This window comes from Glycomyces dulcitolivorans (genome assembly GCF_003265355.1).
GTDB lineage: Bacteria > Actinomycetota > Actinomycetes > Mycobacteriales > Micromonosporaceae > Glycomyces > Glycomyces dulcitolivorans.
Genome location: NZ_QFRW01000324.1, coordinates 1 through 12,872, shown reverse-complemented (window position 1 = coordinate 12,872; position 12,872 = coordinate 1). Strand labels below are relative to the sequence as shown.

12 protein-coding genes are annotated in these 12,872 nt (G+C 71.5%); 5 read left to right on the top strand and 7 right to left on the bottom strand.

The window, feature by feature from the left end; translation table 11 throughout:
* The first annotated feature begins 7 nt into the window (after nt 1-7).
* Both DI269_RS24420 and DI269_RS24415 read left to right on the top strand, forming a co-directional pair.
* On the top strand, nt 8-1,000 hold the full coding sequence (locus DI269_RS24420; RefSeq protein ID WP_112140864.1) for a response regulator transcription factor: 993 nt from the start codon (nt 8-10) through the stop codon (nt 998-1,000).
* A 127-nt stretch (nt 1,001-1,127) separates the two neighbouring features.
* Nucleotides 1,128-1,652: a PH domain-containing protein gene (locus tag DI269_RS24415; protein WP_112140862.1), complete on the top strand. Its 525-nt coding sequence runs from the start codon at nt 1,128-1,130 to the stop codon at nt 1,650-1,652.
* Between the two features lie 55 nt (nt 1,653-1,707).
* Here the strand turns inward: DI269_RS24415 and DI269_RS24410 are convergent, their stop codons facing one another.
* Nucleotides 1,708-2,220, bottom strand: coding sequence for a GtrA family protein (locus tag DI269_RS24410; RefSeq protein WP_112140860.1), 513 nt, complete (start codon nt 2,218-2,220; stop codon nt 1,708-1,710).
* 54 nt (nt 2,221-2,274) lie between these two features.
* Nucleotides 2,275-4,761 carry a sigma-70 family RNA polymerase sigma factor gene (locus DI269_RS24405; RefSeq protein ID WP_198667720.1) on the bottom strand — a complete coding sequence of 829 codons (2,487 nt, stop codon included), beginning with the start codon at nt 4,759-4,761 and terminating at the stop codon, nt 2,275-2,277.
* Between the two features lie 363 nt (nt 4,762-5,124).
* Here DI269_RS24405 and DI269_RS24400 point away from each other — a divergent pair, with 363 nt between their 5' ends.
* Together DI269_RS24400 and trmB are read left to right on the top strand one after the other, a co-directional pair.
* The gene (locus DI269_RS24400) at nt 5,125-5,937 is read left to right on the top strand and encodes a hypothetical protein (protein ID WP_112140856.1); all 813 of its coding nucleotides are present in this window, start codon (nt 5,125-5,127) and stop codon (nt 5,935-5,937) included.
* 39 nt (nt 5,938-5,976) lie between these two features.
* Entirely contained in the window at nt 5,977-6,672 is a 696-nt protein-coding gene (gene trmB, locus DI269_RS24395; protein WP_112140854.1) for a tRNA (guanosine(46)-N7)-methyltransferase TrmB, read from the top strand.
* Here the strand turns inward: trmB and DI269_RS24390 are convergent.
* The 5 genes from DI269_RS24390 to DI269_RS24370 all read right to left on the bottom strand — a co-directional run bounded on the left by DI269_RS24390 (nt 6,662) and on the right by DI269_RS24370 (nt 11,952).
* Nucleotides 6,662-7,888 (bottom strand): deoxyguanosinetriphosphate triphosphohydrolase, encoded by a 1,227-nt coding sequence (locus tag DI269_RS24390; RefSeq protein WP_408612332.1) that lies wholly within the window; start codon nt 7,886-7,888, stop codon nt 6,662-6,664. The genes trmB and DI269_RS24390 overlap by 11 nt on opposite strands.
* Nucleotides 7,889-7,942: 54 nt before the next feature.
* Entirely contained in the window at nt 7,943-9,757 is a 1,815-nt protein-coding gene (locus DI269_RS24385; RefSeq protein ID WP_112140852.1) for a hypothetical protein, read from the bottom strand.
* Nucleotides 9,758-9,837: 80 nt separating this feature from the next.
* A complete protein-coding gene (locus tag DI269_RS24380; RefSeq protein ID WP_112140850.1) occupies nt 9,838-10,596 on the bottom strand; it encodes an MBL fold metallo-hydrolase in 759 nt (252 codons plus the stop codon).
* 6 nt (nt 10,597-10,602) lie between these two features.
* A complete protein-coding gene (gene murI, locus DI269_RS24375; RefSeq protein WP_112140848.1) occupies nt 10,603-11,406 on the bottom strand; it encodes a glutamate racemase in 804 nt (267 codons plus the stop codon).
* A 120-nt stretch (nt 11,407-11,526) separates the two neighbouring features.
* Nucleotides 11,527-11,952 (bottom strand): hypothetical protein, encoded by a 426-nt coding sequence (locus DI269_RS24370; RefSeq protein WP_112140845.1) that lies wholly within the window; start codon nt 11,950-11,952, stop codon nt 11,527-11,529.
* Between the two features lie 145 nt (nt 11,953-12,097).
* On the opposite strand from DI269_RS24370, the gene DI269_RS24365 reads away from it, so the two are divergent.
* Entirely contained in the window at nt 12,098-12,685 is a 588-nt protein-coding gene (locus DI269_RS24365; protein ID WP_112140843.1) for a hypothetical protein, read from the top strand.
* The last annotated feature ends 187 nt before the right edge of the window (nt 12,686-12,872 follow it).

The window sequence follows — 12,872 nt, the reverse complement described above, 5'->3', positions numbered from 1 at the left end:
GTGGCGATTGACCGACCAGACGAGCGAGCATCTCGACACCCGGCCGGCCCGGCAGCCGCCGGGCGCGACCGGGCTCGATCCTGACGTCGAGGGGCTCTACCGGCTCCTGCTGTCGCGCTCCGACGCCACGGTCGCGCAGCTCGCGGCCGACTCCGGGCACTCCATCGAGCACGTCCGCACCGTCCTGGCAAGGCTCGTCGACGAGGGCTTCGCGACGATGGTCGCCGACTCGCGCTTCCGCGCCGTCGGCCCCGACGCCGTCCTCGGCGGGCGCATCGCCTCCCAGCTCGGCGAGGTCCTCGGCGAGTACGAGGCGCTGCGCGAACTCCTGGAGATCCACCGCGCCGGACCCGGCACCGGCGCGAGCGGCGACTGGGAGGTCGTCACCGGCGCCGTCGCGATCCGCTCCCGGCTCCGCCAGCTCAAGGCCGGCGCCGAGCACTCCCTGCGCACCTTCGTCAGGCCGCCCATGGTCCTGCCGGTCCCCGAGGACCGGCTGCACCAGGACCTCCAGGCCCGCGGCGTCTGCCACAAGATCCTGTTCGACCGCACCATCCTCGACATCGACCCGTACGCCGAGTACCTCCAGCACGCCCTCGCCTCCGGCGACGAGGTCCGGTTCGCCAAGCGCCTGCCGCTCAAGCTCCTCGTCGTCGACGAGCGGACCATCGTCATGGAGGAGCCCGGCGAAGGCCGGCCGCGCGCCATCGTCACCGCGAACCGGTCGATCGCCGAACTCGCGTGCACCCTGTTCGAGCAGCTGTGGTCCAGCGGGATCCCCGCGACCAGCGCGGCCTCAGACGGCGTCCGCATCGCCGAGGACGACGCGGTGCTCCTCGGGCTGCTCATCGCGGGCCTCACCGACCAGTCCATCGCGTCCAAACTGGGCATCGGGCTGCGCACCGTGCAGCGGCGGGTCCGCGAGCTCATGGACCTGGCCGATGTGGACACCCGCATCCAGCTCGGCTGGCACGCGGCGAAGAACGGCTGGGTGCCTTAGGGCGCAATGCCGGCGCTCTGCGCGGTAGTGCGCGCAATCGTGGGCAAGAGGCCGGTGACGAAGTGTTGTACTGTGCTTTTGAACATTCGTACCGCCCCCGCCCGTTTCTCACTCCTGGAGGTCCGCAGTGGGATATCCCGACGACCAGCTCGCCCGCGGCGAGGTTGTCAAGCTCCACACCCGCCCGCACTGGAAGGAAGGCATCGCCCCGGTCCTGTGGTTCGTGGTCTTCCTGGCGATCGGCGCCATCGCGATCACGTACACCGCCCAACTCGAATGGGACGGGAAGATCTGGCTGATCCTCGCCGAGGTCGTCATCACCCTCGCCCTCCTGGTCTGGCTGTCCGTGATCCCGTGGATCCGCTGGCGCTCGACCCACTACGTCATCACCGACCAGCGCATCATGTGGCGCGAAGGCCTCGTGACCCGCGAGAGCCGCCACATCCCGCTCGCCCGCGTCAACACGGTCTCGTACACCCAGAACGTCTGGGAGCGGATCTTCGGCTTCGGCGACATGAACATCGACTCCGCCTCCGACGACGGCGAGATCAACCTGATCGACGTCCCGAAGGTCGACAAGACCAAGGCGCTGCTCTACCAGCTCGCCGAGGACGACCGCACCCGCCGCTCCGGCGAGGGCGACGGCTCCTAGGCCCTGACACGTGGAAGGCCCGCACCGGACCGGTGCGGGCCTTTTCGCTTGCGTCCTAGACGGTCTCGGCCGCGGGCTCCTGGAGCTGCGGCGCGCGCCGGAACACCCAGGTGCGGTAGGCGAAGAAGCGGAACACCGAGGCGATGCCGACGCCGAAGACCATGGCCGCGACGTTCACCGCGATCTTCGTGTCGAAGATGTGGGGCCAGACCTCGGCGAGGCGGCTGTTGACCCACAGGCAGCCCATGGCGATGAGCAGCCCGATGCCGTTGAAGAAGAAGTAGAGCGCGTACTGGCGGTGCGCGGCGGCGCTGCCGCGGCGCTCGCGCCACGTCCAGTGCCGGTTCCCGAAGAACGCGAGGGTCATCGCCACGACCCCGGAGAGGATCTTCGCGTACCAGTAGGACCAGTCGTAGCCGATGTACAGCAGGTTGAACAGGCCGGCGTCGACCACGTAGGCGACGCCGCCGACGCCGAGGAAGCCGACGAGTTCGCCCGAGTGGCGCTTGAGCAGCCCGATGCCTCGCGCGACGAGGCCCGCGGGCGCAGGGGTTCCGGTGGTGGTCATCAGCGCCCAGGATACCCGCAGCGGGGCGTTTCGGGGACCGTCGAACGGGTGGATCTAGGAGGCGACGGGCGGCTGGGCGACCGCGACGACGCCGACGATGAACGGGTCGTCGCCGCGTTCGAAGCGGATCACGGCCTCCTCGCCGGTGTGGGCGCTGTGGACGCGCACGTCGACGCCGAAGGCGTACCAGTCCGGGTTGTTCACCGCGCCGCCCGCATGGCAGGTGGCGGGCTCGCCGAGGCTCTGGCCGCCCGCGGTGAGGTCGTCGCCGCGCAGGTACCCGGAGCCGCCCCACAGGGTCGCGGCGATGTCGACCTCGCCGCCGCCCTCCACCTCGATCTCGGTGTCCGCGGCGGCCGCGCCGTCGTAGACGGCGACCTCGCGGGCGTCGGCGCCGGGCTCGGCGTAGACGACGGTGAGCGACCACCCGGCCCAGTGCGGTTCGAGGCAGTGCGCGCTCGCGTCGATCGGCCAGGCCTTGCACGCCGAGGTCGGGAGCCGGTGGTTGTCGGTGGCGACCCAGTACTCGCCGCCGCCGGAGACGAGGTCGGTGACGTCGGCGAAGGCCTGCACGCCCGGACTCGTGTCGGTCGTGGCGTCGGCCGACAGCGAGGTCCAGGACCCGCCGGGGCCGTACAGGGACACGTCGGTCGGCAGGTCCTCGTGGACGCCGGCCCAGTACAGGCCCGCCCACTGGACCTCGGCGCCGCCGGGCACGTCGAGGACCGCGCCGGAGGCGGCCTCGCCCTCGCGTCCGGCGGGCGCGTCGTCGGGCTTGTACGCCTTCATCGGCCAGCGGTCGCCCGCGCCCAGGAGCGCGGCCTCGCGGCAGCCGGGGATCGAGCAGGTCATCCACGTGTTCCCGGAGGCGGTGACGCCCGTGGCGTCGAGGCTGGCGTAGCCGACCGTGCTCCCGGCCGGGGCGATCGGGACCTGGAGCGAGGTCGTGCCGGAGATCCCCGGACCGTCCACGGTGACCTCGAAGGTCTGGTAGCCGCTGACGTCCTCGCCGATCCTGATGTGCACGTTCGCTTCCGCGGGGCTCGGCATCTGCGCGATCGAGCACTGCACGGTCTCGCCCTCGACGCAGGTCCAGCCGGGTTCGGCGGTCTCGGAGGCGAGGGTGACGCCCTCGGGGAAGACGATGTCGAGCAGGACGCGGTCGGTCGCGGCGGCCTGGCCGTGGCCCACGGTCGCCGACTCGGCGGCCCGCTCGGTCCGCGGCGCATAGCCGCCGCCGGAGTTCTCGGGCGCTTCGAGGCGGATCGGCAGGACCGCTTCGCCGCCCGCGACGAGGCCGCTGGTGCCGAGGCCGTGGGCGATCCCGTACGAGGCGGGCTCGGCGCCCGGCTCGGGCTCGGCGGCCGGGTCCTCGGGGTCGGGTTCGGGCGCCGGGTCGAGCGGGTCCTCGGGAGCAGGGTCGTCGGGGTCGGCCGGGTCCTCTTCGGCGGGTTCGTCGCCGGGTTCGGCGGGCTCGGAGACCGTGGAGTCGTCGGGCGCGGCCTGCGGTTCTTCCTCCTCCTCGCCCAGGTTGAGCGCGACGAGGACGACGGCCGCGGTCACCGCGACGGCGGTGCCGGTGGCGATGGAGCCCTTGGTGCCCAGCTGTTGCACGATCCGGCGGATCCAGTTGGCGACCGCGATGAACGGCGCGCCGATGAACGCGAAGAACCCGCCGACCGCGAGCCCGGCGGCCGAGACGGCGCCGGCCGCGAGATACGGAGCCGCGGCCCCGCCGAGGAACACCCCGGCGACGACGCCGCGCAGGCCGGAGTTCAGCTCCGTCAGCTCCGCGAACAGCAGGTTGCAGGTGACGCACGAGTCGAGGTGATCGTCGACCTTCTGAACGTCGCGCTCGCCGAGCTTGCCGCGCACGCGCGCGCCGAGCCGGTCGACCGTCCAGCGGCACTCCTCGCGGGGCGAGTCGGCGGCGTGCTCGGTGAGGTAGTTCTGGCGGAGCTTCTCGCGGGCGCGGTAGGCGAGCGCGGAGACCCCGTTCGGGGTCATGCCGAGCATCGTGGCGATCTTGGCCGGGGAGTCCTCCTCGACCTCGGTGTGCCACAGGACCATCCGCCAGCGCTCGGGGAGCTTCCCGAAGGCGAGGGCGGCGTAGCGGCGCTCCTGGCCCTCGACTGCGGGGTCGACGTAGATCTCGCCGGAGTCGTGGGGCGAGAGGTCGTCGGTGAACTCGACCTTCTTGTCGCGGCGGACGCGGTCGTAGAAGGTGTTGCGGAGGGTCTGGAGCATGTAGGGCCGGAAGGCGAGGTCGGGGCCGCCGCCTTCGCGGAAGGTGTGGAGGAGTTTGGCGAAGGTCTCGGAGACGAGGTCGTCGGCGCCGGCGGGGTCGCGGGAGAGGATGCGCGAGAGGCGGCGGGCGGCGTGGACGTGGCGCTCGTAGAGGACGGCGTACGCGGTGGTGTCGCCGCGGCGGGTGGCGGCGATGAGCTCGGGGTCGGAGCGGGTCGCGGGGGTGTCGTCGGGGTCAGGGGCGGCGTCGGGTCCTAGGCCGCGGGGATCGCCGGCGGGTACGGTCTCGGGCATCGTGCGCCGGTGCTCCTTCCTGGTTGCGCCGAGCTCGTACGATCGGGGGGCTCGGAGGCGTCGCTCTGTCGGGCGGGTCGGTCGACTGGATTGGAGGAGTTCTCGCTGTCTCCCTTGGGTTAACGATCGAGTCGGCCTCCGGTTGCGCCCGCCGCGTCGAAATGGGCGGTGCAGCGAACGGGACATTCCTCGGAGTTTAGGGCAAAAACCCGTCATAGTCGTGAATTGTGATGCGATTGTGACCATGTGTGATGGTATTGGGACTTCACGCCCGGGTTCCAGGCATCTGTCGGAAATACGTCAGGGCAATGCGTACCGTGGGGGAACGCAAACTGTGACGCGAACAACGCAAGGAGGTGAGCGATGCCCGCATCGGTACTGCTGGCGCTTCTGGTCGGAACCGCCCTGCTGGCCCTGACCCCGGCCCTGGTCCGCCGGTACGACCCCGACGAGCGGATGATCGAGGACCGCTCCACCTCCGACGCGCGCGTGCTCGACCGCGAGGGGCACCGGCCCTCGCGTCCCGCCTCGCACCGGACCGTCCCGCTCAGTCCCGAAGCGGGGTCTCCAGACCAGGGCGAAACGGACGCATCGCTCGACGAAATGCTTGCCTCCCAACGATCTCAGCGCCGTCCGGGCACGCGCGGGTGGGAGCGGCGCGGCACGCGCCGCGGGGACTCGGTACGGTTGGAGACCGACCAGTCGTTGACCGGCGAGGACCCCGAAATGCACGAGCAGGCCAGGCTCCGGCAGATGCGCGCCGAATGGTGGAGGCGCCGCCATCGCCGCATCCTCTACGTGCTCATCGCGCTGACCACCATCGAGCTCGTGGGCGTCGGCGTCGCCGGCCCCGGGTTCTGGATCGGCGCGGGCGTCTCGACCGCGGCCCTCGGCGGGTACGTGTGGTTCCTGCGCGAGCGCGCGAAGCGGCTGCGGCCGCAGCGCCGCCCCAAGGCGATGCTCACGGCCGAGCCCGAGCACGAGGAGGTCGGTCCGCCGACGTACGTGCCCGAGCAGCCCGACGGCGACTACGTCGAGGAGGACACCCGCGAGTCGTTCCTGTTCGGCGAGGACGACGACCCGGTGCCGCCGCCGCGGCCCGACCGCCGGGGCTCCGAGGGCCCCACGGGCGTGCGCGGGCGCTCGTACGAGGCCCCGGCCAAGCTCGAACGCTGATCGAGGTCACAGCGGTGCTGCGGCTAGACTTGCGCGGTTATGCCTGATGAGGAACCGCAGCACCGCCACATCCTGACGTTCAACTTCCGCCAGGGCCGCAACAAGCCCCGCCACGACGAGGCGTTCGCGCGCCTGTGGCCGCGCTACGGCGTGGAGTGGACGCCCGAGGACGGCCTGGTCGACTTCGCGAAGCTGTTCGGCCGCACCGCGCCCGTGATCCTGGAGATCGGGTCGGGCAACGGCGAGGCCGCCGCCGCGATGGGCGACGCCGACCGCGACCGGGACCTCCTCGCCGTCGAGGTCTACCCGCAGGGCATCGCCGACCTCATGGACCGGGCCGAGGCGCGCGGGCTCGACAACGTGCGGATCTACCAGGGCGACGCCCTGCCGCTGCTGTGGCACGGCATCGCGCCCGGGTCGCTCGACGAGGTCCGGGTGTACTTCCCCGACCCGTGGCCCAAGAAGCGCCACCACAAGCGCCGGATCATCCAGGCCGAGCACGTGGCGACCATGGCCGGACTGCTGCGCCCGGGCGGGATCATCCACTGCGCCACCGACATCGCCGACTACGCCGAGCAGATGCTCGAAGTGCTCACGGCCGAGCCGGCGCTGGAGAACACCGCCGAGGGCTTCGCGCCCCGGCCGGACCGGCGTCCGGTGACCAAGTTCGAGCGCCGCGGCGTCAAGGCCGGGCGCGACATCTTCGACCTGGAGTTCCGCAAGATCAGCGCGTGAGGCGCCGGTGCCAGGCCTCCGCCGACGTGTCGGTGAGCGAGGCGACCTGGTCGACGACCGCGCGCAGCCGCGCCGCGTCGTCCGAGGCGGTGTCGTAGGCCTCGGCGAACATCGGCTCCAGCGAGTCCGAGCCGCGGTCGCACAGGACCGCGACGAGGTCGTGGAGGATCTCCCGCTGGCGCGTGTACCAGGACGCCGAGGTGCGCGGCTGCATGACGTAGCGCCACGCGATGCCCTTGAGGAGCGCGCACGTGATCCGCTCCTCCTCGGGGATCACCAGGTCGGCGTCGTAGCGGCGCAGCTGGCCGTCGCCGAACTGGTCGCGGGTGGCCTTCGCGGCGGCCTTCACGAAGCGGCCCACCGTGTTCGAGGTGAAGTCCTTGAGGGCGACCTGGGCGCGGAACGAGCCGTCGTAGTCGTGCAGGCGCACGATCGACGGGTCGCGCAGGAGCTCCTGGAGGGCCTCGCCGAGGACCGCGGTGGAGTCGTCGCAGTAGCGGCCCGCGGCGCCCTCGCACACGGCGGCCTGCTCGCTCGCGTCGTCCATGAGCTTCGCGAGGTTGATGTACTCGCCGTAGATGCCGTCCTCGACGTCGTGCACCGAGTAGGCGACGTCGTCGGACCAGTCCATGACCTGGGCCTCAAGGCATTTGGCGCCTTCGGGGGCGCCGCCGCGGAACCAGTCGAAGACCGCCCGGTCGTCCTCGTAGACGCCGAATTTCCGCACGCCTTCGCTGGCGGCCCACGGGTACTTGCACATCGCGTCGAGGGAGGCGCGGGTGAGGTTGAGGCCGACGGAGTTCCCCTCGGTGTCGAGGGCCTTCGCTTCGAGGCGGCTGACGACGCGGAGCGTCTGGGCGTTGCCCTCGTAGCCGCCGCAGGGGCCGGCGACCTCGTGGAGGGCGTCCTCGCCGTTGTGGCCGAACGGCGGGTGGCCGAGGTCGTGGGCGAGGCCCGCGACGTCGGCGACGTCGGGGTCGCAGCCGAGGGCCGAGCCGAGCTCGCGGGAGATCTGCGCGACCTCCAGGGAGTGGGTCAGGCGGGTCCGCAGGAAGTCGGCGGTGCCGGCGGTGTGCACCTGGGTCTTGTCGGCGAGGCGCCGGAATCCCGCCGAGTGCAGGAGGCGGGCGCGGTCGCGCTGGAAGGGGCTGCGCGTCGAGCCGGGTTCGGCGACGAGCCGCTCCGCGGACGGCCAGCGCTTGGCCAGCGGGTGCAGTGCGGGATCGGTCACGCTGTCGAGCGTAGCGCGACCGATCCCGCAGGCTGCGTCTTAATCCGTCAGGTACAGGCGCAGGACGCCGGTGCCGTCGCCGTTGTCGGAGCCGTGGGCCCACGCGAAGGCCGAGAGTGCCTGGGCGCCTTCGAAGTCCTCCGGGAAGGTCTCGGCGGCCGCGGCGAAGTCGATCCAGACCGCGGCGGCGGACCGGTCGGGCGCGGCGGCGGCGAAGTCGCTGAAGCGGGGGTCCTCGGAGAGGGTCCCGGAGGCGGTCTCGCTGCCGGTGTAGGAGATCTCGGAGCCTTCGGACGTGATGCCCTCGGGGAGGGTGCCGCCCTCTTCGGCGACGAGCTCCTCGACGAGCGCCTGGAGGTCGGCGGCGCGGTCCTCGGCGAGGTGCGCGGACAGGAGCATGGACTCGGGGCTGACGCCCTCGTCGGCGGAGAAGTCCCCGGCGAAGCTGAGGTCGGCGCCCGCGAGGAGGTCGGTGAACTCGGTGACCATCGCCTGGACCTCCTCCTCGGTGGGTCCGTAGTCGTAGTCGTCGACCCAGGGGTCCTCTTCGGTGCCCGCGGTCCAGTACCGGTTCTCGAGGTCGAGGTAGCGGGACTCCTGCTCGGCGGTGAGGGTCCCGGCGTAGTAGCCGGCCTCCAGTTCGAGGTATTCGGCGTACTCGTCGGCGGTGAGGGGGTCGAGGGCCGGTTCGGCGGGTTCGGCCGTGACCTCGCCGCCGTAGAGCAGGCCGTAGGCGCCGAGCGCCTCTTCGGCGATCTCGCCGATGTTCTCGGGGACGTGGGCGGTGGCGGCGAAGTCGGCGGCGGGCAGGTCGCCCATGCCGGCGAGGAGGTCCTCGGAGCCGGTCCAGGGGTCGTCCTCGCTGCCGAAGTGCCGGTAGGAGAGTTCGAAGCCGTCGTCGAAGGCGGAGAAGCCGGCGATGAGCTGCCCGGAGTAGAGCTGGGAGAGCTGCTCGAAGTCCGCGGGGGCCATGTCGGCGAGCTGGGCGATGCCGTCGATGTCGACCCAGTAGACGGCGAGCTGGTCGCCGTCGAGCCAGGAGCGGGCCTCCTCGTAGCCGGAGGAGGCGGAGAGCGGGCTGGAGCCGGCCTCGCTCTTCGCGGCGTCGAGCGCGTCGGCCGCGCCGGTCTCGCCCACGACCATGAGGACGTGGTCGTCCTCGACGGTGTAGGCCATCTGGTCCTCTTGGACGCCGGCGGCGGCGCGGATCTTCGCGAGGCCGTCCTCGGCCTTCCCCGAGTCGGTGCTGGCGAGGCTCACGACCGCGTAGGGCTGCCCGTTGAAGTCCCACATGGCGAGGCCGTGGCGGTTGCCGAGCCAGGACGAGAGGTCCTCCTCGGCGTCGACGCCTTCGAGGCCGGACTCTTCGAGGAGGTCGGCCAGGATGTCGTCGGTGGAGTCGTAGTCGAGGTCCTCGAACTTGGAGAGGTGCTCAAGGAGTTTGGGGGTCTGGTCGAACGACGGGTCGAGGTTGAACTCGACGTACATGGCCGCGGTCGAGGGAAAGCTCTCGGCCGGGTCGGGTCCGCCCTTGAGGACGAACTTGAAGAGCACGACCGCGCCGACGGCGGCGATGAGCACCACCGAGAGGATCGCAGCGACGGCGACCTTCGCGCCGCGGCCGCCGCGGGGCGGGGGCGGCGGGACCGGGACGTACGCGCCCGGCGGGAGGTACGGCGGCTGGCCGCCTCCGCCCTGCTGGGGGTAGGGGGCGCCGGGCTCGACGTACGGCACCGGCTGCTGGGCCGGCTGGTACGCGCCCGGCGGGGGCTGCTGCGCAGGAGGGCTGCCGTACGCCGGGCCGCTGGGCGGTCCCGGGTACTGCTGGTACTGGGGGTTGGCGTCGCTCGACATCCTTCGACGCTACGGCGCGCGTGCAACGGCGGTATCCCGGAAACGTGCCAAAGCGGCCTCAGAGGACCGTCGCGGCCCGCTCAGAACTCGAAGACCTGCCCGGGTCGGACGACGTCGACGGGGCCGGTGTAGGCGGCCTTCGCCTCGGCGAGGGTCGCCTCGCGGGAGTTCCACGGCTCGACCAGGTGGGTGAGCAGCAGGCGCCCGGCCCCGGTCTTGGTCGCGTACTCCGCGGCCTCCTTGCCGGTGAGGTGGACGTCCTTCGGATTCTCCACGCCCTCAAGGTAGGAGGCCTCGGCGAGGAACACGTCGCAATGCGCGGCAAGGGACTCCAGGGCCTGGCAGGGGCCGGAGTCGGAGGTGTACGCGAGGGACGAGCCGGCGTGCTCGACGCGGACGCCGTAGGTCTCCACCGGGTGCGCGACCCGGTCGACGGTGACGGTGAGCGGGCCGAGCTCGAAGGTCCCGGTGGACAGCTCGCGGAAGTCGTAGACGTCGCGCAGCGACGGGTGGCACAGCTCGCCCTGGCCGCCGTAGGCGGCGACGATGCGCTCGCCGACCCCGGTGGGCCCGTACATGGGGACCGGGTGCTTGGGGCCGTCGGGCGCGTAGCGGCGCATGACGGCGTACGCGCACGCGTCGAAGAAGTGGTCGGCGTGGAGGTGGGTGACGATGACCGCGTCGATCAGGTGCGGGTCGACGTGCTTCTGGAGCTCACCGAGCGAGCCGGTGCCGAAGTCGATCAGCAGCCGGAAGCCCCCCGCCTCGACCAGGTAGGCCGAGCAGGGCGTGTCGGGCGCCGGGAACGAGCCGGCGCATCCGATGACCGTGAGTTTCATGGCAGATCACACCTTGTCCAGTACGGCTGCCGCCGCGCTCGGGAACAGGTTCCCCAGGAACCTCTGGGAGGTCCTGGTGAACGCCTCCGGGTCCCCCGTGGCGAGGAACCGGTGCGCGGGCGGGTCGGTCCTGGCGGTCAGCATGTCGCGCTTGGTCAGCACGCGGTAGAGTTCGCGGGCGCACTCGCTTGCGGAGTTCACCAGTGCCACGTCCTCTCCCATCACCAGGCCTATGAGTCCCGATAGCAGCGGATAGTGAGTGCAGCCCAACACGACTGTGTCGACGTCGGACTGCTGTAGCGGCTCAAGGTACCCCTGGGCGAGGCCCAGGAGCTGTCGGCCGGTTGTCACACCGCGTTCCACGAAATCCACGAACGCCGGGCAGGCGACCGCGGTCACCTCGACGTCCGGGACCGCGTTGAAGGCGTCGAGGTACGCGCCCGAGGAGATCGTGGAGACCGTCCCGATCACCCCGACCCGGCCGGTGCGCGTCGTCGAGACGGCGCGGCGGACGGCGGGCCGGATCACCTCTACGACAGGGATGTCGTAGCGGTCGCGGATGTCGGCCAGGCTCGCCGCCGAGGCGGAGTTGCAGGCGATCACCAGCGCCTTGACCTCCTGTTGGACCAGGTGGTCGCAGACGTCGAGGGACAGCTTGCGGACCTCGGCGATGGACCTGGGTCCGTACGGGACATGGGCGGTGTCGCCGACGTAGACGAGTCGCTCGGCCGGCAGCAGTTCGCTGATCGCCCGCGCGACGGTCAATCCTCCGACACCGGAGTCGAAGATCCCGATGGGCGCGTCGTTCATGGGCTCCGAGAGTACGTCCAAACCACTGTTCAGCGCCCCTGCTCGGCACGGGAATGTCGCCAAAATGACAACGTGGCGATCGCCACACTGACAGCGATCGGGACCCGTTTTCGTCGGCGCTCAGGCCAGGCGCAGCATCACGAAGGCGGCCAGGAGGGTCACCGTCGCGGCGGCCATGAACATCCAGGGCACGCCCTTGAACCGCACGGTCGCGAACGCCATCATCGCCAGGAGCATCCCCACGACGCCGACGGAGATGAACGCGGGCGTGAACCAGTCGGGGCCCTCGCCGAAGATCTTGAACAGGCCCACGATCGACGAGGCGACGCCGGCGAGGACGAGCACCAGGGCCCAGATCGCGACGCCGGCGAGGCGGCGCAGGCGGATCCCGGGCTTCTCCGGGAGGCGCGGGCCCGCGATCGCGGCGCCCTCGACCTGGAGCGACAGGCCCTTGGCGGGCGTCGGTTCCGGTTGCGGCGCAGCACCTTGGCGCGGAAGCCCGTTGGCCTTGCCGATGGTGAACGTGCGCTGGTCGCCGGTGGTCATCAGCTCAGGCTAGCAACCCACTGAGGACTTCTCGGGATCGCGTCCGGCGGCGTGGGGCGCGGGCCGCACCTGTGGCGGAGGGGGCGGAAGTGGGACGTGTGCCGTGACCGGTCGCGTACGGACCGGACTCGCATAGGCTGCGGCGATGCCGATCACCTTTGACGCCAGCGGACTCCAGCAGACGGGCCCGGCCTCGTGGGCCAACCCCGGAAGCGACGACAAGATCGAGGTCAAGGCCGTCGAGGGCCAGGCCTTCGAGCCATCGTGGATGCACGACCTCGGGGCGCTGCGGCGCGGCTTCGCGGGCATGTACGCCGAGGCCGGGTGCCTGATCGAGCTGGAGCGCTACGACATCGCCGGGGTGCCGGTGGTCTACCAGGTGGCCAAGGTCCCGCACCCGGGCCTGCCGGCCGGGCAGGTGTTCCTGGCGATCTACACGATCCCGAAGACCCCCGTGTACGCGCAGCTGACGTACGCGGCCGCCGAATCGGGCATGACCGGCCTGCGCGAGGCGACCCTCATGGCGCAGCTCGGCATGCCGACCGACTGGGCCATGCCGCACCCCTTCGACCCGCAGCTGCGCACCCGCCTCCCGTTCCACCGCGGCGACGACCCGGCCTTCGACCGCCAGTTCCCCGACCACCCGCTCTCCCGAGCCCGAGCCTGGGCCGGCCACATCGGCCGCACCATGCGCATCGACCCGTCCTTCGCAGCCCAGGCCACGCTGGGCTGAAACCGCACTGTCGTACCCCCGAGCCACCCTTGAACAGGGGGATCGCGAACGGACACTCCCGACCTCGGGGGCGCCGGCCCCCGAACTGTCGTACCCCCGCGCCATCGTTGAACCGGGGGCGCCTTCGCGCCGACACTCCCGACCTTGGGGGACGCAGACCAAAGGGCCGGGCCCGCGCGAAGCGCGG

Bases quoted from the DNA above. Each gene is read 5' to 3' on its own strand.
- DI269_RS24410 (WP_112140860.1), bottom strand. From the start codon at position 2,220: ATGACCACCACCGGAACCCCTGCGCCCGCGGGCCTCGTCGCGCGAGGC.
- DI269_RS24405 (WP_198667720.1), bottom strand. From the start codon at position 4,761: ATGCCCGAGACCGTACCCGCCGGCGATCCCCGCGGCCTAGGACCCGAC.
- DI269_RS24400 (WP_112140856.1), top strand. From the start codon at position 5,125: ATGCCCGCATCGGTACTGCTGGCGCTTCTGGTCGGAACCGCCCTGCTG.
- trmB (WP_112140854.1), top strand. From the start codon at position 5,977: ATGCCTGATGAGGAACCGCAGCACCGCCACATCCTGACGTTCAACTTC.
- DI269_RS24385 (WP_112140852.1), bottom strand. From the start codon at position 9,757: ATGTCGAGCGACGCCAACCCCCAGTACCAGCAGTACCCGGGACCGCCC.
- DI269_RS24380 (WP_112140850.1), bottom strand. From the start codon at position 10,596: ATGAAACTCACGGTCATCGGATGCGCCGGCTCGTTCCCGGCGCCCGAC.
- murI (WP_112140848.1), bottom strand. From the start codon at position 11,406: ATGAACGACGCGCCCATCGGGATCTTCGACTCCGGTGTCGGAGGATTG.
- DI269_RS24370 (WP_112140845.1), bottom strand. From the start codon at position 11,952: ATGACCACCGGCGACCAGCGCACGTTCACCATCGGCAAGGCCAACGGG.
- DI269_RS24365 (WP_112140843.1), top strand. From the start codon at position 12,098: ATGCCGATCACCTTTGACGCCAGCGGACTCCAGCAGACGGGCCCGGCC.